The sequence below is a fragment of the Achromobacter sp. ACM01 genome, assembly GCF_014851745.1.
Taxonomy (GTDB): Bacteria; Pseudomonadota; Gammaproteobacteria; order Burkholderiales; family Burkholderiaceae_B; genus Achromobacter; species Achromobacter aegrifaciens.
Genome location: NZ_JACVAF010000002.1, coordinates 435855 through 454299, shown reverse-complemented (window position 1 = coordinate 454299; position 18445 = coordinate 435855). Strand labels below are relative to the sequence as shown.

At 67.3% G+C, this 18445-nt stretch carries 20 protein-coding genes; 10 read left to right on the top strand and 10 right to left on the bottom strand.

From position 1 onward, the window contains the following. Window positions 1–108: 108 nt before the first annotated feature. Together phrB and IB268_RS10570 are read left to right on the top strand one after the other, a co-directional pair. Window positions 109–1527, top strand: a complete 1419-nt coding sequence (gene phrB / locus IB268_RS10575) for a deoxyribodipyrimidine photo-lyase (protein ID WP_119451097.1) — start codon at window positions 109–111, stop codon at window positions 1525–1527. Between the two features lie 123 nt (window positions 1528–1650). Next, complete coding sequence (locus IB268_RS10570) at window positions 1651–2610, top strand: PAS domain-containing protein (protein ID WP_119451096.1); 960 nt, start codon at window positions 1651–1653, stop codon at window positions 2608–2610. Here the strand turns inward: IB268_RS10570 and IB268_RS10565 are convergent. Further along, on the bottom strand, window positions 2570–2905 hold the full coding sequence (locus tag IB268_RS10565; RefSeq protein ID WP_082401201.1) for a tetratricopeptide repeat protein: 336 nt from the start codon (window positions 2903–2905) through the stop codon (window positions 2570–2572). The two genes, IB268_RS10570 and IB268_RS10565, sit on opposite strands and share 41 nt — an antisense overlap. A 264-nt stretch (window positions 2906–3169) precedes the next feature. Here IB268_RS10565 and IB268_RS10560 point away from each other — a divergent pair, with 264 nt between their 5' ends. After that, window positions 3170–4375, top strand: coding sequence for an MFS transporter (locus IB268_RS10560; RefSeq protein ID WP_054456775.1), 1206 nt, complete (start codon window positions 3170–3172; stop codon window positions 4373–4375). Between the two features lie 9 nt (window positions 4376–4384). Then, entirely contained in the window at window positions 4385–4876 is a 492-nt protein-coding gene (locus IB268_RS10555; RefSeq protein WP_059380299.1) for a glutathione peroxidase, read from the top strand. A gap of 8 nt (window positions 4877–4884) precedes the next feature. On the opposite strand, the gene IB268_RS10550 is transcribed toward IB268_RS10555, so the two are convergent. Next, window positions 4885–5352, bottom strand: a complete 468-nt coding sequence (locus IB268_RS10550) for an Lrp/AsnC family transcriptional regulator (RefSeq protein ID WP_054456773.1) — start codon at window positions 5350–5352, stop codon at window positions 4885–4887. Window positions 5353–5474: 122 nt separating this feature from the next. On the opposite strand from IB268_RS10550, the gene IB268_RS10545 reads away from it, so the two are divergent. From IB268_RS10545 to IB268_RS10520, 6 genes are all read left to right on the top strand, one after another. Next, on the top strand, window positions 5475–6380 hold the full coding sequence (locus IB268_RS10545; protein ID WP_192354205.1) for a DMT family transporter: 906 nt from the start codon (window positions 5475–5477) through the stop codon (window positions 6378–6380). Between the two features lie 138 nt (window positions 6381–6518). Further along, window positions 6519–7220, top strand: a complete 702-nt coding sequence (locus IB268_RS10540) for a glutathione binding-like protein (protein WP_119451095.1) — start codon at window positions 6519–6521, stop codon at window positions 7218–7220. A gap of 10 nt (window positions 7221–7230) precedes the next feature. Then, window positions 7231–7695: a GNAT family N-acetyltransferase gene (locus IB268_RS10535; RefSeq protein WP_192354204.1), complete on the top strand. Its 465-nt coding sequence runs from the start codon at window positions 7231–7233 to the stop codon at window positions 7693–7695. A gap of 30 nt (window positions 7696–7725) precedes the next feature. Further along, on the top strand, window positions 7726–8001 hold the full coding sequence (locus IB268_RS10530; protein WP_013393496.1) for a lipoate protein ligase C-terminal domain-containing protein: 276 nt from the start codon (window positions 7726–7728) through the stop codon (window positions 7999–8001). Further along, a complete protein-coding gene (locus IB268_RS10525) occupies window positions 7998–8774 on the top strand; it encodes a biotin/lipoate A/B protein ligase family protein (RefSeq protein ID WP_054456769.1) in 777 nt (258 codons plus the stop codon). Before IB268_RS10530 ends, IB268_RS10525 begins: the two co-directional genes overlap by 4 nt. A 34-nt stretch (window positions 8775–8808) precedes the next feature. Beyond that, window positions 8809–9627: an RsiV family protein gene (locus IB268_RS10520; protein WP_054456768.1), complete on the top strand. Its 819-nt coding sequence runs from the start codon at window positions 8809–8811 to the stop codon at window positions 9625–9627. Window positions 9628–9824: 197 nt separating this feature from the next. On the opposite strand, the gene IB268_RS10515 is transcribed toward IB268_RS10520, so the two are convergent. The 8 genes from IB268_RS10515 to IB268_RS10480 form a co-directional block, all read right to left on the bottom strand. Further along, entirely contained in the window at window positions 9825–10934 is a 1110-nt protein-coding gene (locus IB268_RS10515) for a porin (protein WP_054456767.1), read from the bottom strand. Window positions 10935–11285: 351 nt separating this feature from the next. Next, complete coding sequence (locus IB268_RS10510; protein WP_054456766.1) at window positions 11286–12575, bottom strand: Glu/Leu/Phe/Val dehydrogenase; 1290 nt, start codon at window positions 12573–12575, stop codon at window positions 11286–11288. 297 nt (window positions 12576–12872) lie between these two features. Next, on the bottom strand, window positions 12873–13820 hold the full coding sequence (gene hutG / locus IB268_RS10505; RefSeq protein ID WP_054456765.1) for a formimidoylglutamase: 948 nt from the start codon (window positions 13818–13820) through the stop codon (window positions 12873–12875). Then, window positions 13817–14575, bottom strand: coding sequence for an amino acid ABC transporter ATP-binding protein (locus IB268_RS10500; RefSeq protein ID WP_175162966.1), 759 nt, complete (start codon window positions 14573–14575; stop codon window positions 13817–13819). The genes hutG and IB268_RS10500 overlap by 4 nt, the downstream gene beginning before the upstream one ends. A gap of 47 nt (window positions 14576–14622) precedes the next feature. Continuing rightward, entirely contained in the window at window positions 14623–15291 is a 669-nt protein-coding gene (locus IB268_RS10495) for an amino acid ABC transporter permease (protein ID WP_013393489.1), read from the bottom strand. After that, window positions 15288–16031: a transporter substrate-binding domain-containing protein gene (locus tag IB268_RS10490; RefSeq protein ID WP_119451092.1), complete on the bottom strand. Its 744-nt coding sequence runs from the start codon at window positions 16029–16031 to the stop codon at window positions 15288–15290. The genes IB268_RS10495 and IB268_RS10490 overlap by 4 nt, the downstream gene beginning before the upstream one ends. 74 nt (window positions 16032–16105) lie before the next feature. After that, a complete protein-coding gene (locus tag IB268_RS10485) occupies window positions 16106–16852 on the bottom strand; it encodes an IclR family transcriptional regulator (protein ID WP_054456762.1) in 747 nt (248 codons plus the stop codon). Window positions 16853–17036: 184 nt separating this feature from the next. Continuing rightward, the gene (locus IB268_RS10480; protein WP_192354203.1) at window positions 17037–18389 is read right to left on the bottom strand and encodes an amidase; all 1353 of its coding nucleotides are present in this window, start codon (window positions 18387–18389) and stop codon (window positions 17037–17039) included. Between the last annotated feature and the right edge of the window lie 56 nt (window positions 18390–18445).

Below are 18445 nucleotides of genomic sequence, written 5' to 3'. Positions count from 1 at the left end.
CATCTACTCGTAGTTTTTACATCGTCTTCCAAGGCCGGTCTGCCGGCGCGTCCGCGCGGCGGGCGCAATATAGAATGCCAGCCTCGCCGCCCCTGCCCTGGACCACCCATGAACACGCTGCTTTGGCTGCGCACCGACCTGCGCGCGCATGACAACCCTGCCCTGGCCGCGGCCGCCGAAGCCGGCACGGTCACCGCCCTGTTCCTGGCCGCGCCCGGCCAATGGCGGCAGCACGGCGACGCGCCGGCCAAGGTGGATTTCTGGCTGCGCAATCTGCGCGAACTGTCTCGCGAACTCGGCCGCCTGGGCATTCCGTTGCGGCTGCTGACGGTGCATGACTGGAGCGAGGCGCCGGACGCGCTGGCCGCTTTCTGCCGCGACCACGCCATCGGCCAGGTCCACGCCAACGCCGAATGGGCCGTCAACGAACGCCGCCGCGATGCCGCGGTCGCCGCCAGCCTGCGAGCCCTGGGCGTGGACTGGACCCTGCATCATGGCGCTTCGCTGCTGCGGCCCGGCACGGTGCTGACCGGCAAGGGCGAGTGCTACCGCGTCTATACCCCATACGCGCGGGCCTGCCGCGAACGGCTGCGCACGGCGCCGCTGCGCGCCCTGCCCGCCCCGCGCGCGCAGACCCCGCCGCCCTGGCCGGCGGATCCGCTGCCCGCGGCCTTCGAGGGTTTCGCTGCGCCCGCCGAGCCTGTGCGCGCGCTCTGGCCCGCTGGCGAGGACGCGGCCAGCGAACGCCTCGAAGCCTTTGCCGACGGCGTCATCGACGCCTACCAGGAAGAACGCGATTTTCCCTCGCTGCCCGCCACCAGCTGCCTGTCGCCCTATCTGGCGGCGGGGGTGCTGTCGCCGGGCCAGGCCTTGCGCGCGGCGCAGGCCGCAAACCACGGGGAAATAGAGGGCGGGAAGCGCGGCGCCGCCACCTGGATCAACGAATTGCTGTGGCGCGAGTTCTATCAGCATCTATTGGCCGCCTACCCGGCGCTGTCCATGCACCAGCCCATGAAGCCGGAGACCGCCGCGGTGCCGTGGCGCGACGCGCCTGAGGACCTGCATGCCTGGCAGCAGGGCCAGACCGGCATTCCCATCGTCGACGCGGCCATGCGGCAGTTGCTGGCGCTGGGCTGGATGCACAACCGCCTGCGCATGGTGACGGCCATGTTCCTGTCCAAGAACCTGCTGATCGATTGGCGGCTGGGCGAAGCCTGGTTCATGGCGCAGCTGGTGGACGGCGATCTCGCCGCCAACAACGGCGGCTGGCAATGGAGCGCGTCCACGGGCGCGGACGCCGTGCCCTACTTCCGCATCTTCAATCCGCTGTCGCAGTCGCGCAAGTTCGATCCGGACGGCGTGTTCCTGCGCGAATGGCTGCCGGAACTGGCGCATCTGGACGGCCGCGCCATCCATGATCCCAGCCCGATGGAGCGCGCCGCCGCCGGCTATCCGCTGCCCATTGTCGACCTGGCCCAGAGCCGGTTGCGCGCGCTGGAGGCGTTCAGCGGGCTGCCGCCGGCCTGAGACGCTGGCCGCGAGCGGGAACGACGTCGGCCCCGCTTGACCTAGGTCAACGCCGCTTCCGTCCGCGTCCCGGATGATCGGTCTACGACATTCCGCCAACGCCGATCGCAGGACGACACAGCCATGCGCGACCATCCGCAGGTCCACGACCAGGAATACACGCTGCACGACGAGCAGTGCCTCATCACCCGCACCGACGCCCGCGGCCGCATCATCTACGCCAATCCGGCGTTCCTGGAGGTCAGCGGCTACACGCAGGCGGATCTGATGGGCAAGGGCCATGACACCATGCGCCATCCCGACATGCCGTTGGCCGCCTACGACGACTTGTGGCGCACGATACAGCGGGGCCAGTCATGGACGGGCGTGATCAAGAACCGGCGCAAGCATGGCGGCCACTATTGGTCGCTGGCCAGCATCACCCCGGTGGTGGAGCGCGGCGTCACCGTCTGCTATGCCTGCGTGCGCGTCAAACCAACGCGCGCCCAGATCGACACCGCGGACAGCGCCTACCGGCGCCTGCGCACCGGCATTACCGGCGGCTTGCGGTTGCGCGCGGGGCGGATCCTGCCGGGAGGCCCGCTGGCGCGTCTGCGCGACTGGCGGGCGTCGGGCATACGCGCGCGCATGCTGGCCTGGGCGGGACTTTCGTCCGCGCTGTTCCTGGCCGCCGGCGGCTTCGCGCTGCATGGCATGGCGGCCAATCTGAATATCGAGCAACTGGCCTTGGCCACGGCAGTGCTGGCCGCTGGCGTCTGCCTGATCTTCGCATCGGGTTGGGCCTATGGCCGCTCCCTGTCCGGCCTGTTGGCCACGGCCACCGACTTCACGCGGCAGATCGCGGCCGGCAATCTGGGCACGCCGCTGGCGCCGGGCAATCCGGACGATGAGATCGGCGCATTAAGATTTTCGCTGGAGGCCACGCGCAGGAATCTGGTCGGCCTGGCCCGCGACGTGCACACCGGCATAGCGGATGCGCCTGGGACGGTTGCGCAGCGGGCCGAAACCGAGGAGCTGCGCCACGCCATCGAGGTATTCCGGCTCACGCGTGCCCAGCCGCAGCCTCCTTGTCCAAGCGCTTGATGAACACCTGCAACTCCTTCACCACCTGCTGATCGCCGCGCGCCTGCGCGGCCTGCAGGCCCGATTCCCAGGCGGCGCGCGCGCCGCTCTTGTCGCCCTGTCCCAGGCAAGCCTTGCCCAGCCATTTCCAGGCCACCGAATAGGCGGGATCGAATGCCAGCGCCGCGCGCAGATGGGGCTCGGCATCGGCGAAGCAATCCTGCTCCGCGTAGGCCTTTCCCAGCGAAAAACGCAGCAGCATGTTGTCCGTGCCCTTGGCCAGCATCGCCTCCAGGCGTTCAATCATTCCTTCCATTGCCGATTTCTCCTACAGCGCGCGCATTTGGATCTGATGGACATGATAGGACGGCTGTGGCGAAACCCGCCCAATGGCCCCGCGCCGCGCAAGCCCTTGGCGGCGCCGCGGCCGGTCCGGAACAAAGGCCCGCGCCGCGTCAATTTAAGGGTATACCCTTATTCAGAATAGGGCTTTCCCCCGACGCTTGCGCGGCGCTGCCCTAGAATTCCGCCCTTGCCTTCTCTTTGCGCCGGGGCCTTCCTTTCGTCCCGGCCCTGTCCCATGCCCCTGCACCTTATCGCGCTGGCCGCCGCCGCTTTCGGCATCGGCACCAGCGAGTTCGTCATCATGGGCCTGCTGCCCAACGTCGCCGCCGATCTGCAAGTCAGCATTGACGTCGCAGGCCTGCTGATCACCGGTTACGCCATGGGCGTGGTGATCGGCGCGCCCATCATGGCCATCCTCACCGCCAGGCTGCCGCGCAAGGCCACGCTGATCGGCCTGGCCAGCACCTTCGTGGTGGGCAACCTGCTGTGCGCGCTGGCGCCGAACTACGCGCTGCTGATGGCGGCGCGCGTGTTCACCGCCTTCTGCCATGGCGCTTTCTTCGGCCTGGGCGCCGTGGTGGCCGCGGACCTGGTGCCGCGCAACCAGCGCGCCAGCGCCATTGCGCTGATGTTCACCGGCCTGACGCTGGCCAACGTGCTGGGCGTGCCGCTGGGCACGGCGCTGGGCCAGGTGGCCGGATGGCGCTCGACTTTCTGGGTGGTCAGCGGCATCGGTTTGCTGGCCGTGGCCGCGCTGGCCGCCTGGCTGCCGGCCCGCATCCCCATGCAGCCCGGCAACATCCTGCGCGAATTCAAGGTGCTGCGCGACGTGCGCGTGGTCTGGCCGCTGGCCGCCAGCGTGCTGGCCTCCGCGGCGCTGTTCTGTGTGCTGACGTACATCGCGCCGCTCTTGCGCGAAGTGACCGGCGTGTCCGAACGCGGCGTCACCGGCGTGCTGCTGCTCTTCGGCGTGGCGCTGACCGTGGGCAGCACCCTGGGCGGCAAGCTGGGCGACCGCAACCTGGAAGTGTCGCTGCGCCGCATTTTCATCGGCCTGCTGCTGGTCTTCCTGGCGCTCAGCCAGGCCATCCACGCGCTGGCGCCCATGCTGGTCATGACCTTCATCTGGGGCGTGCTGGGCTTTGCCGTCGTGCCTTTGCTGCAGACGCTGATCGTGGACCAGGCGGCCGACGCGCCCAACCTGGCGTCGACCCTCAATCAGGGCGCCTTCAACCTGGGCAATGCGGGCGGCGCCTGGCTGGGCAGCGTGGCGCTGGGCCACGGCCTGCCGCTGACAGACCTGCCCTGGATGTCGGCCGGCATCACCGCCGCCGTCCTGCTGCTGACCTTGTGGGGTACGCGCTACTACGGCCGCGATGCCGGGGCTACACTCGCTGGACAACAAGCCGGCGCGCTGACGCCCTCGCGTTCGGACGCCTAAGGAGCCCGCATGAGCACCCTCTACGATTTTTCCGCCCGCGCCATCGACGGCACGGAACAGTCCCTGGACACGTACCGCGGCCGCGTGCTGCTGGTGGTGAACGTGGCCTCCAAATGCGGCTTCACGCCGCAGTACGCCGGCCTGGAAGAACTCTACCGCTCGTTCCACGACGATGGTTTCGCGGTGCTGGGCTTTCCTTGCGACCAGTTCGGCCACCAGGAACCCGGCGACGAAGCCGAAATCCGCAATTTCTGCAGCACGCAGTACGACATCACCTTTCCGCTCTACGCCAAGATCAACGTCAACGGCGAGGACGCCCACCCGCTCTACCGCTGGCTCAAGGGCGAGAAGCCCGGCGTCTTCGGCACCGAGGGCATCAAGTGGAACTTCACCAAGTTCCTGGTGGGCCGCGACGGCCAGGTCATCAAGCGCTACGCGCCCACCGATACCCCGGCCGGCATCAAGGACGACATCGAAAAGGCGCTGTCCGCGCCGGTCTGAGCCGCGCGTCAGCGCAGCGGCGGCAGCCGGCGGCGCACCGTGTGGGACTTGACGATGGCGGTATTGGTTTCCGCAAATTCGGTCACGCGCTCCAGGATGCCGTCCAGATGCGAGATCGAGCGCAGCACCACGCGGGCGATGAAGCAATCGTCGCCCGTCACCTTGTCGCATTCCACGAATTCCGGAATCTGCTGGATCAGGCCTTCCACGTGGCGCAGTTGCCCGGGCAAGGGGCGGATGCGGACGATGGCCTCCAGCGCGTAGCCCAACGCGACCGGGTCCACGTCCAGGGTGTAGGCCCGGATCACGCCCGATTCTTCCAGCCGCCGCAGGCGGTCCGCGACGCTGGGCGCGGACATCCCGACCTGGCGCGCCAGGTCGGCCGTGGTGGTGCGCGCATTGGTGGTCAGCATCTCCACCAGGCGGCGGTCGATACCGTCCAGGACCGGGTTTTCACTTTTTAGGTCGTTTTGCATAAATTCCACCTAAACAAAGGTTTCGGAATCGATTCACCACATCAACATCATATAACCAGCTTGATCCGCCTGGGATAATTTCTCCATCGAATATCGTGGCCGCAAGGCCCTGGAGAACCCTCATGAAACCCTCATCAGAACGCGTGGGCCTGGCCCAGATGGCCGCGGCGATGACCCTGTCCGGCACCCTGGGCGTGTTTGTGCTGGAGTCGGGGCAAAGCGCCTGGAACGTGGTCTTCTTCCGCTGCGTGTTCGGCGCCCTCTCCCTGTTTGTGTATTGCTGGGCGCGCGGCCTGCTCAAGCCGGGCCTGTTCACCGCCCGCACGCTGATGCTGGCCCTGGCCGCGGGCGCCGCGCTGGTGCTGAACTGGGTGCTGCTGTTTTCCGCCTATCGGCTGGCGTCCATTTCGCTGGCCACCGCGGTCTACAACGTGCAGCCCTTCTTCCTGATCGGCCTGGGCGTGCTGTTCCTGGGCGAGCGGCCCACGCGCGGCAAGCTGGCCTGGTCGGTGCTGGCCTTCGCCGGCCTGATGCTGGTGCTGCGCCTGTCCGAAGCTGGCGGCGCGGACGGCCGCGCCTATCTGTCGGGGCTGATGCTGGGGCTGGGCGCGGCGGCGCTCTATGGCGTCACCGCCATCATCGTCAAGCGGCTCAAGCACATTCCGCCGCAGGTGCTGGCGCTGGTGCAGGTGACGCTGGGCGCGGTGATGCTGCTGCCCATGGCGGACTTCAACGCCCTGCCCGCCGCGCCCCTGCAATGGGGCTACCTGGTGGCCCTGGGGCTGATCCACACCTGCCTGATGTACATCCTGATGTATTCGGCCATCCAGAAGCTGCCTACCACGTCCACCGCCGCATTGAGCTTCATCTATCCTGCCGTCGCGATCCTGCTGGACTTCATGGTCTACGGCCACCGCATGGACGCCACGCAGATCGCGGGCGTGGCCATGATCTTCCTGGCGGCGGCGGGCGTGAGCCTGAACTGGAGCTGGCGCCTGCCGGGGCGGCCGCGCGCGGGCACGGCCTGAACGCGGGCCGCTGCCAGGGCAAGCCCCCGGGGCAAACCCGTACCCGCCCCCCGGTTATTGGGGCCGGCGCGAAGCCGGCCCCGCTATCATGGCCTTTCCCTGCGCCGGCCGCCGCCGGCGCGACGCACAGGACATCCCATGATCGATCTCTACTACTGGACCACCCCCAACGGCCACAAGATCACGCTGTTCCTCGAAGAAACCGGCCTGCCCTACAAGATCCATCCGGTGAACATCAGCCGCGGCGATCAGTTCAAGCCCGAGTTCCTGGCCATTGCCCCGAACAACCGCATTCCCGCCATCGTCGACCAGGCCCCGGCCGGCGGCGGCGCGCCGATCTCGCTGTTCGAGTCGGGCGCCATCCTGCTGTATCTGGCCGAGAAAACCGGCCGATTCCTGCCCGCCGACGTGCGCGGCCGCGCTGAAGTGTCGCAATGGCTCTTCTGGCAGATGGGCGGCCTGGGTCCCATGGCCGGCCAGAACCACCACTTTTCCGGCTACGCGCAAGAGCGCATCCCTTACGCCATCGACCGCTACGTCAAGGAAACGAACCGCCTCTACGGCGTGCTGAACAAGCGCCTGGCGGACCGCGAGTTCGTCGCCGGCGACTATTCCATCGCCGACATGGCGGCCTATCCCTGGATCGTGCCGCACGCCAAGCAGGGGCAGGACCTGAACGAGTTCCCGCACCTCAAGCGCTGGTTCGACGCCATCGCGGCCCGCCCCGCCACGCAGCGCGCCTATGCCCTGGCCGACACCATCAACACGGCGCCGTCCATCAGCGACGAGGAATCGCGCCGCATCCTGTTCGGCCAGACCGCCCAGAACACCACCCGCTGAAGGAGCCGCCATGCCCGACCCGCAACTGGTTTTCCGCCGCGCGCGCCTGGGGGATCTGCCGGCCATCGTCGCCCTGCTGGCCGACGATGAACTCGGCGCCACGCGCGAGAATCCCGTGCTGCCGCTGGACCCGCGCTATGCTGCCGCCTTTGCCGCAATCGGCCAGGACCCCAATCAATTCCTGGCCGTGGTCGAGCAGGACTCGAACCTGGTCGGCTGTTTGCAGTTATCGTTCATACCCGGCCTGTCGCGGCTGGGCCAATGGCGCGGACAGATCGAGAGCGTGCGCATCGCCTCGTCGTCGCGCGGCGCGGGCCTCGGACGCAAGATGTTCGAATGGGCGATCGAGCAATGCCGCATCCAGGGCTGCAGCCTGGTGCAGCTGACCACGGACCGCGCCCGGCCCGACGCGCGCAGGTTCTATGAAAGCCTGGGCTTCAAAGCCAGCCATGACGGCATGAAGCTCAGCCTGTAGTTTTTGGTACTGATACAGCAAGGAGCGCCCATGCATGGCGAATACAAAGTCCCCGGCGGCAAACTGGTCGTCGCGGATCTGGAAGTGCGCGACGGCCGCCTGGCCGACGTGCGCATCAGCGGCGACTTTTTTCTTGAGCCGCCCGAGGCGCTGGACGCCATCAATAGCGGCCTGAACGGCCTGCCGGCCGACGCCGGCGAACTGGAACTGGCGCTGGCCGTGCAATCGGCCCTGCCCGCCGATGCCGAAATGTTCGGCTTCTCGGCCGAGGCCGTTGCCGTGGTGCTGCGGAGGGCGCTGGCATGACGCGCACCGACTGGAACGACTACGACTGGCAGCTGATCCATGAAGGGCCGCAGGACCCGGTGCTGCACATGGCGCTGGACGCCGTCATCACCGACGAGGTCGGCGCCGGCCTGCGTCCGCCCACGCTGCGCATCTGGGAATGGGCCGCACCCGCGGTCGTGATCGGCCGCTTCCAATCCTTGAAGAACGAAGTCGACCCCGAAGGCGCGCGCCGCCATGGCATCCAGGTCGTGCGGCGCGTGAGCGGCGGCGGCGCGATGTTCATGGAACCCGGCAACTCCATCACCTATTCGCTCAGCGCCCCCCAGGCGCTGGTGCATGGCATGAGCTTCCAGGAGTCCTACGCCTTCCTGGACGCCTGGGTGCTGACCGCCCTGCAGGGCCTGGGCATCAAGGCCTGGTACCAGCCGCTCAACGACATCGCCTCGGACATCGGCAAGATCGGCGGCGCGGCGCAGGCCCGCCGCGGCGGCGCAGTGCTGCACCACGTCACCATGTCCTACGACATCGACGCGGATAAAATGGTCGAGGTCCTGCGCATCGGCCGCGAAAAACTGTCCGACAAAGGCACCACCAGCGCCAAGAAGCGCGTCGATCCCCTGCGCACCCAGACCGGGCTGGCGCGGGAAGTGATCATCGACCGCATGGTGGAAACTTTTGCCGGCCTGCACCGTCTGACCCCCGGGCAGATAGGCAGCGACACGCTGGCTCGCGCGCAGGCGCAGGCGGCCGAGAAGTTCGCCACGCCCGAGTGGACCGGCGTGGTGCCCTGAACGGCCGCGCCCCGATTTTCTGGAGGTAGTTTCAATGCGTCGCACATTCACGCCGCAAGGCGCGATAAGCGGTCTCATCCTGGGCGCGGCCCTGCTGGCTTTGGCGGGCTGCGGCAGTACGCCGCCCGCGGACATCACCCTGGCCACGCAGGCTCCGGCCTCGGCGTCCACGCCGGAAAAAGTCGGCGACCTGTCCACCGAGCGCATCAAGTGGGCGTCCAGCAAGCCAGGCTGCGAGGGCGATTGCCCCCGCATCGAAATCGACAGCGTCGCGTTTCCCGGCATCCCCAAGCTGACCGCGCTGGTAGACCACGTGCTGGCCTACATGACCGGCACCGATGCCAACCGCCGCGGGCCCTATGACACGCTGTCCGAATACACGCAGTATTTCTGGTCGGTCGCTCGCGCGCGGGACGCCACCTATTTCAAGGCCAGCGTGAAGGACACGGTAGGCGACATCGTGGCCGTCGAACTGCACACCGAGCAATTCCTCACTGGCGCGGCGCACGGCATTCCGGCCACCCAGTACCTGAACTGGGAGCGCAGCCACGGCCGCGTGATGAGCCTGGAAGAAGCCTTGATACCGGGCCGCCATCCGCAGTACGTGGCGGCGCTGCGCCAGGCGCATGCCAAGTGGCTGGCCGGCAATCCGGATGCGCGCCGCGATCCGACGGCTTACAACAAGATGTGGCCGTTCCAGGAAAGCGATAACTATGCGCTGACGCGCGAGGGCATCGTGGTCAAGTACGACGCCTATTCCATCGCGCCGTACTCGCATGGCGAACCCGAGCTGAACATTCCGTATTCGGAACTGCGCGGGATCCTGAAGCCTGAGCTGCTGCCGGCTTCATAAGCCGCCCCTGGAAACGCCCGCGGCCTGCGCGGGCGCTCCCTGCGGCAGCAAGCCGGGGTTCGGTTGAGCGGACTGAGGATGGAGCTAGGGAGGTGGCCGCTTTTTTCGCGTCTGTGGCCGGGTAAGACGCCCAGTCCGCTCAGTGCAACCGCGGCGGCAGGGCGGCGCCCAAGCGCCGCCCATGCGCGCCTCTCGTCTTAGAAGCGGTGACGCACGCCCACCATGGCCACGGTGCTCTTCACGCCGTCGGTGAACGCGAAGTTGGTGGCATACGAACCCAAGGCGTACAGGTTGGTGCGCTTGGACAGGTTGTAGGTGTAGCCCAGGCTGTAGATGTTCATGGTGGCGTCGTCGCCGGTCAGCTTGGTGCTGTCGGTGTCGGCGCGCTGCCATGAAGCCAGGATGTTGCTGGCGCCGCCGATCGGCACGCTCAGGCCCACCAGGTAGGAATTGGCCTTGAAGCCCGACACTGCCACGTTGGTGCCAAAGCCCTTGGCCGTGGGGCTGCCGCTGCCGAAGGCATTGGCGCCCTGGCCGGTGAACCAGCCGTCACGCGTCTGGCCGTAGGCCAGCGCCAGCTTCAGCACTTCGAAGTCGTACGAACCGCCGATCATCCACGACTTGGGCGTGGCGTCGGTGTTCAACTGGTTCGCGGGGTTCAGCTGGTCATACGTCAGCGCCACGTTCACCGGGCCGCTGACATAGCGCAGGCCGGTCGTGATGGCGCGGGTGTTGTCGGCGGTCTTGAAGCCGGTCTGCGCGGTGGTCGTGTCGGAGGCATTGAACGAGTAGCCGATGCCGAACTGCAGGCCGCTGAACGACGGCGTCGAGTACTGCACCATGTTGTCGTAGCGGACCGTGTTGGCGGCGCTGAAGGCCACGCCGACGTTGGCCTGGCCGTAGCTGCCGCCGAACGGATCGATCGCGGCGAAGTACTTCGAGGCGATGTTGGTCTGACGACCCAGTTCCAGAAGGCCCCACGAGGTGCTCTTCAGGCCGATGGTGGCTTGGCGGCCGAACAGGCGGCTGTTCTGGCCCGACGTGCCGTTGGCCGAGTTGAAGCCGCTTTCCAGCGTGAACACGGCGCTCAGGCCGTCGCCCAGGTCCTCGGCGCCGCGCAGGCCCCAACGCGAACCGCTGGACACGCCATTGACCATGCCAACCTTGGACTCATGGTAACCATCGCCCTTGATGCGCTGGTAGCCGATACCCGTATCGATCAGGCCATAGAGCGTCACCGAGGTTTCCGCTTGCGCCGTTGCGCCGAACGCGGCCAGCATGGCGGTGACGAACAAAGTCTTTTTCATTGCAAATTCCCATTGATTGAACAGACATGCGCATCCGGGCTGGCACGCATCGCGTGCGGCGCGCTCGGCGCATGGCAGGAACGAATTCTAGGGACGCAATGTGTCAGTTCTTGTAACGCAAGCTGGGAAATTCCCTAGGCCGCAAAAAAGTGAGGGGGATGTGGCGTCCTGCCGACAGCCCCCACGTAGGGCGCGGCGCCCGCAGGCCTGCAATGTCGGTGTGCTATCCATGCGCGCAACGTGATGCGCTTGCAGCCACGCAAATGGAAATCGCCCCTTGCGGGGCGATTTCCGTTTTTGTCTCCTGCCCTCCTCGGCGTGACGTCCGGGGACGCCCCGCCGTATCGGGTATCAGGGGTACAGGCCGCGCACCTGGCGCGCTTGCAGGATGCGCGTGCATGCGACGATGAACGCCGCCGTGCGCAGGGTGACCTTGTGTTCCTTGGCCACTTGCGACACCGACGCGTAGGCTTCGCGCATCAGGCGCTCCAGGCGCTGGTTGATCTCGTCCTCGCTCCAGAAGAAGCTGGAGAAGTCCTGCACCCATTCGAAGTAGCTGACCGTCACGCCGCCGGCATTGGCCAGCACGTCCGGCACCACGTAGACGCCATGTTCGGCCAGGATGTCGTCGGCTTCCGGCGTGGTCGGGCCGTTGGCGCCTTCCACGACGATCTTCGCACGCACCTTGGCGGCGTTGTCGACGGTGATCTGGCTTTCCAGGGCGGCCGGGATCAGGAATTCGGTTTCCAGCGTCCAGAACTCGTTCTTGTCCATCGCCTGGCCGCCGGAGAAGCCGCCCACGCCGCCATGTTGCGACACGTAGGACAGCAGCTTGTGCACGTCCAGGCCCGCGGGATTGTGGACGGTGCCGGTGTGGTCCTGCGCGGCGATGACCTTGGCGCCGGCTTCATGGAACAGGCGGGCGGCGGTGCCGCCCACGTTGCCGAAGCCCTGCACCACCACGCGCGCCTTGGACACGTCGATGTTGAGATCGCGCGCGGCTTCGCAGCCCACCACGAACACGCCGCGGCCGGTGGCTTCCACGCGGCCCAGGCTGCCGCCCAGCGCGATCGGCTTGCCGGTGACCACGCCGGTGGCGGTGGCGCCTTCGTTCATGGAGTACGTGTCCATCATCCAGGCCATGGTCTGGGCGTTGGTGTTCACGTCAGGCGCCGGGATGTCCTTGGACGGTCCGATGATGACGCCGATTTCCGAGGTGTAGCGGCGCGTCATGCGCTCGAGTTCGGAGGCCGACAGCTTGCGCGGATCGACGCGCACGCCGCCCTTGGCGCCGCCGTAAGGCAGGTTCACCGCAGCGTTCTTGATCGACATCCAGGCTGCCAGCGCCATCACTTCGGAGAGCGTGACGTCCTGGTGGAAACGCACGCCGCCCTTGCCGGGGCCGCGCGAGGTGTTGTGCTGGACGCGGTAGCCCTCGAAGTGGGCAATGCTGCCGTTGTCGAGTTCGATCGGCACATCGACGATCAGGGAACGCTTCGGGCGCTTCAGGGTCTCGACCCAACGCGCCAGCGAACCAAGATACGGGGTGACCCGGTCGACTTGTTGCAGATAGTTGCCCCAGGGGCCGAGGTCCTCGGCGTTCAGATAAGACGGCAATGCGTGGGTGGGAGTTTGAGACATGAGCTGGCTCTCCTGACAAAGTTGCGCCATTTTATCCACGAAAGTTATAGCGTCCCCATTTAAAACGAAAATATTTTAATTGGGGACACATAACTGTTGCGGCGGTTGAACGGGCCGCAAACCCAAGCCTGATGCTGCCCTTATCCTAAGCCGCCAAATCGGCAGCGTCCAGCCTGCCAGCCATAAGCTGCAAGCCCTGCCGCCCGCCATAAGGAGGACGAAAAACGGGGCGGTTTCCTCCCAGGAAACCGCCCCGTATGGTCCTGCCCCCATCCGAAGGATGAGACGCCGGTCCGCTCAATCGTTCAACAACTGCCAGGCCAGGCGGGCAGCCGCCCGCGCGCCGTGGCCGTCCACGTCAAACCGCGGGTTGAACTCCGCCATGTCCGCCAGGCGCAGCTTGCCGCTGGCCTTGACCCGCAGCACGATTTCCTCGATCACTGCCAGCGGCACCCCATAGGGCGCCGGCGCCGACACCCCGGGCATGACCGCCGCGGGCAGCACGTCCAGGTCTATGGTCAGGTAGACGTGCCGGGCCCGGGCCAGCAAGGCGTCGACGTTGGCCAGGCGCGCGGCCAGATGGCGCTCCTGCATGTCGCGGTCCTCGACCCAGACCGCGCCGACTTCGGCGGCGCGTGCGTACAGCGCCGGCGTATTGGCCAGCCGCGATACGCCCAGGCAGGCGTATTGCAGGGCCCGGCCGCGTTCCTCGCAATAGCGCGAGATCTGGTCGAAGGGCGTGCCGGAACTGCCGGGCCGCCCGGTACGCAGGTCGAAGTGCGCGTCCAGGTTCAGCACCAGCACGGGTTCCGTGTCGCCGCGGGCGTCCAGCCAGCGCGCCAGGCCCTGGAAGCTGCCCCAGGCGATCTCATGGCCGCCGCCCAGCACCAGCGGGCGTGCGCCCTGCTCCATCAGTTCCGCCACGCGCAGGCCCAGTTGCTCCTGCGCGTCCTCCAGCCGGTCGCCCTCGCAGGCCACGTCGCCCGCGTCCAGCAAACGCGTGAGGCCGTGGGCCGGCAGGCCCGCCAGGAACTTGCGGATGGCCGACGGGCCTTCGGCCGCGCCGATGCGGCCCTGGTTGCGGGCCACGCCGGCGTCGCAGGCAAAGCCCAGCAGCACCGCCTCGCCCTTGCGGGCTTGGCCACTGGCCGCTTCGACGATATGCGCCAGGCGGCGCGTGTCGCCTTGTTCGGCGCTGTCGTCGCGGGCCTTCCAGAGACTTGGGTCGAATTGCGCCACGCTCATGCCGCCCCCTGCCCCGCGTTCAGCACCGCCTGCAGGAACTCGCGGGTGCGCGGCTCGCGCGGCTGCGTGAAGATCACGTCGGGCGAACCGGATTCCAGGATCACGCCGCCGTCCATCACCGCCACCACGTCGGCCACGTCACGGGCGAAGCCCATTTCGTGCGTGACCACCATCATGGTCATGCCTTCCTTGGCCAGCAGCTTCATGACCTGCAGCACTTCGCCCACCAGCTCCGGATCCAGCGCCGAGGTCGGCTCGTCGAACAGCATGACCTTGGGCTGCATGGCCAGCGCGCGGGCGATGGCCACGCGCTGCTTCTGCCCGCCGGACAGGCTGGCCGGCATGGCCGACATCTTCTGGCCCAGGCCGACCTTGTCCAGCAGGTCCGCCGCCAGCGCATGCGCTTCTTCGCGGCCCATGCCGCGCAGCTTGCGCGGACCGACCGTCACGTTGTCCAGCACCGACAGGTGCGGGAACAGGTTGAAGCCCTGGAACACCATGCCCACCTGCATGCGCAGCTGGTTCAGCTCGGCCTCGGGCAACAGCTCGCCGTGGTCCAGCAGGGTCTGGCCGCAGATGTCGATGGTGCCGGTCTGCGCCACTTCCAGGCCGTTGCAGCAGCGCAGCAAGGTGCTCTTGCCCGAGCCGCTGGGCCCGATCACCACCACCACCTGGGACGGCAGCACGTCGAAGTCGATGCCGCGCAAGACCTCGTGGTCGCCGTAGGACTTGCGCAGGCCGCGGATGCGGATCATTTCTTGCGGATCCGCGGCCCGGGTCGTAGCGGAGTTCATTGCGGAGTTCATTGCACCATCCCTCCCGCGCGCAGGCGGTGTTCAACCTTGCGCAGCACCAGCATGGTGGCCGTGGTCAGGATCAGATAAATCAGCGCCACCACCAGATAGGTTTCCAGCGAGCGATAGGACACGCTGATGATCTTCTGGCCTTCATGCATCAGGTCATGGATCGTCAAGAGCGACACCAGGGCCGAGTTCTTGATCAGCGCGATGAATTCATTGCCCAGCGGCGGGATCATGCGCACCACGGCCTGCGGCAGCACGATGATGCGCATGGCCTGGCCGGACGACATGCCCAGCGAGCGCGCCGCTTCGGTCTGGCCGCGGTCCACCGACTGGATCGCGCCGCGCACGATTTCGGACACGTAGGCGCCCGAGTACATGCCCAGGCCCAGCACGCCGCAGGCGAACGCCGGCAGGGTGATGCCGAAATGCGGCAGGCCGAAGAACCAGATGAACAGCTGCACCAGCAAGGGCGTGCCGCGGAACAGCAGCAAGTAAACGCTGCACAGGTTGTAGATGACGTAGCGCTTGGGGTTCAGGCGTCCCACGCCCACCAGCAGGCCGATGACGCAGGCCAGCAGCAAGGCGCCCGCGGTCACCTCGACGGTGACCACGGCGCCATTGATCAGCGCGCCGAAGTCGGCAAAGACGGGAGAAAAATCCAGGTTCATTTCGCGGGGGCCTCGAACCACTTGTTGACGATGGCCTGGTAGCTGCCGTCGGCCTTGAGCTTCTGCAGCGCGGCGTTCAGCTCACGGGTCAGCTCCGGCTTGTTCTTGGGCACGGCGATGCCGTAGTCCTCGGTGGTGATCTGGTCGTTCAGCACCGTCAGGTCCGGCGTGCTCTGGGCGAACAGCTTGGCGGCGGGCTTGCCGGTCACGGCGGCTTCGGCGCGGCCGATCTGCACCAGGTTGAACATCTCCTGGTTCTTCTCGACTTCCACGCGCTGCACCGCCGGGTAGTGTTCTTTCAGGTAGTTGACCGACTTGGTGCCCACCTGCACCGACACCTTGCGGCCGTCCAGGTCCTTCAGGGTCTTGACCGGGCCGTCCTTCTTGGTCATCACGACCAGGCCGCCCGCGTAGTACGGATCGGTGAAGTCCACCACCTTGGCGCGTTCGGGCGTGATGTAGATGGCGGACACGGCAATGTCGGCGCGGCCGGCCTGCAGCGCGGGAATCAGGCCCTTGAAGTCGATGTCGATCCATTCGACCTTCTTGCCCATGGCGCCGGCCAGGGCTTCCACCAGTTCGATGTCGAAGCCGGTGCGCTTGCCGTCCTTGACGAACTCCATCGGCGGGAAGGTCGCGTCGGTGACGGCGCGGATGGTGTCCTGGGCAAACGCCGGGGCGGCGCTCCAGGCGAGGCCCAGCGTCAGGGCGGCGGTCAGCAGTGTGCGGCGAGTGGTCATGGTGGGTCCTCTATGGAATATGGATACGGCAGTCGGGTGTCTACGGGTACGGCGTGGAATGGAAGAAGGCGGTCTTAATGAGCTTGCAGCTTCGCCGAGATGCGCCGGGCCGCGGCCACGGTCATTTCGGTCAATGCCTCGGGCCGCTGGGCGGCCCGGGTCGACGGCGCCATCAGCGTGATCGAGGCCACGGCCTGGTTGGCGCGTTGAAAAATGGGGACGCTGACGCCCCAGACGCCGGCATCGACTTCGCTGTCGGTGACGGCATAGCCCTGGGTGCGGATGGCTTCCAGTTCGTGGCCCAGCCGGCCGGCGTCCACATCGGCCTCGGCCGCCAGATACGCCAACGCGGCCTGCTGTCGGGCAAGCGGCATGAAAGCCAGCAGCGACTTGGCCGAGGCGCCGCGCGCCAGCGGCAGGCCGCGCCCCTTGGTGAAGGAACAGCGCAGCGGATGCTGGCTCTCGATCATGTCCAGGCACACGGCCTGATCCTTGACCGCCACCAGCAAGCCTATGGTTTCGCCAGAAGCGGCGGCCAGCGCGGCCATGTCGGGCTGCGCTTCATGGATCAGGAACGAGGATTGGTCAAAGCCCCAGGCCAGTTGCACGCACAGCGGGCCGGGACCGTACTCGCCATCGTGCTCGGCGACGAAGCCCCAGCGCTTGAGCAGCGCCACCTGGCGGTAGAGGGTGCTTTGCGCCAGGCCAGTCTGCTCGGCCAGCGCGGCGATGCTGAGGGGGCCGTCGTGCCTGGCCAGGGTGGCCAGCACATACAGCACGCGATCCGCGCCTGCCCCGACTGATAGATCCGCTTTCAACATTTGGCTCCAAGCTAACGGAGCGCAGATTATCAATTTATGGCTCTTACCCTGCTTTTTATTCCCGAATACTGAGAATGAATAGGGAAAACCCCAGAACCCAGACGCAAAAAAAGCGCCCGAAGGCGCCAAAGCATCCGCCGCGCCCCGGCGGCGCACGGCGGCGCAAGCCGCGGCCAGAGGCCGGTCAGGGCTGGTGCGCGGTCGACCCCAGGATGCGCTCGGCGCAACGCGCCCAGTACAGCAGCCGCGCGTCCTCCTTCACGAAGCCGACCATCTGGAAGCCCAGCGGCAGGCCATTGGGGCCGCGCGCCACCGGCAAGGTGATGGACGGGTTGTGCAGCAGCGACCAGATGCGGATGAAGGCGGAGCTGCCGGTGGAGCTGGCCGGCGGCGCCTCGCCCAGCGTGGACGGCATGGCCACTGCGTCGACTTCGCGCGCAACGTCGTAGAACGCCCGGCGGCATGCGTCGGCGGCATCCAGCGCCCCCGCGTACTCGGCCGCGGACAGGCCCTCGCCCATCGTCAGGTACTCGATCAGCCCGGGATCGCACAGCGCCGCATGATCGCGCTTGATGGCGGCATACTCGCGCGCCAGGTCGTAGGCCATGATCACGTCCTGCGCCTCGCCCATGGTGTCGAAGGCCGCGGGCATGGCCAGTTCCGTGACCTTGACGCCTGCGGCCGACAAGGCGCGCAGATTGGCCTCGAAGCTTTCGCGCATGCAGGGTTCGGTGTCGGCCCAGTCCTTCGGCCGCCAAACGCCCAGGCGGAAATCGCTGCGCAATGCGGAGGCCGGATCGAACCGGGGATCGCCGGTAAACGCCCGCATGAACAAGGCCGCGTCGTCGACAGAACGCGAGATCGGCCCGATCACGTCCAGCACCCGCGAATAGCGCCGGATCGCCACGTAGGGAATGGCGTCCAGCGTGGGCTTGAAGCCCACCGCGCCGCAGAACGCCGAGGGCCGCAGGATGGAACCCGCCGTCTGCGTGCCGATGGACAGCGGCGCCATGAAATCGGCAACGGCCGCCGCCGAACCGGCCGAGGACGCGGCCGGCGTACGGGTCAGGTCATGCGGATTACGCGCAGGCCCCGGCAGCATGATGGCGTGGCGCGACACGGTGTTCTTGCCCAGCACGTTGAACCCCAGCTCATGCGCCTGCGTCACCACGGGCGCGTCGGCCTCGGGCTGGCGGCCGGGGAAGATCTCGGGGTCGCCCAATTCGGTGGGCATGGCCGCCGTGTCGATGGTGTCCTTGATGCCCAGCGGCACGCCGTCCAGCGCGCGCCGCCGGCCGTGGCGGTCCCATTCACGGGCGCGGGCCAGCGCGCCCTCGGCGTCCACCCGGACCCAGGCCTTGACGCCGCCGTTGCGCTCTTCGATGCGGTCCAGGCAGGCGCGCGCCCAGGCTTCGCAGGTCAGCGTGCCCTGCTCCAGCGCGGCCAGGCCCTGGGTGGCGGTCAAGGCGGCGACGGCGTCGGGCGCCGGGCGGCGCGCAACGGACGCCGGGGAAACCATGGTTTCGGAAGTAGGCAAGATATGGCTCCTGCAAAGAGATATGGAAATATGGATTTGCCATCCGCGACGGCGGC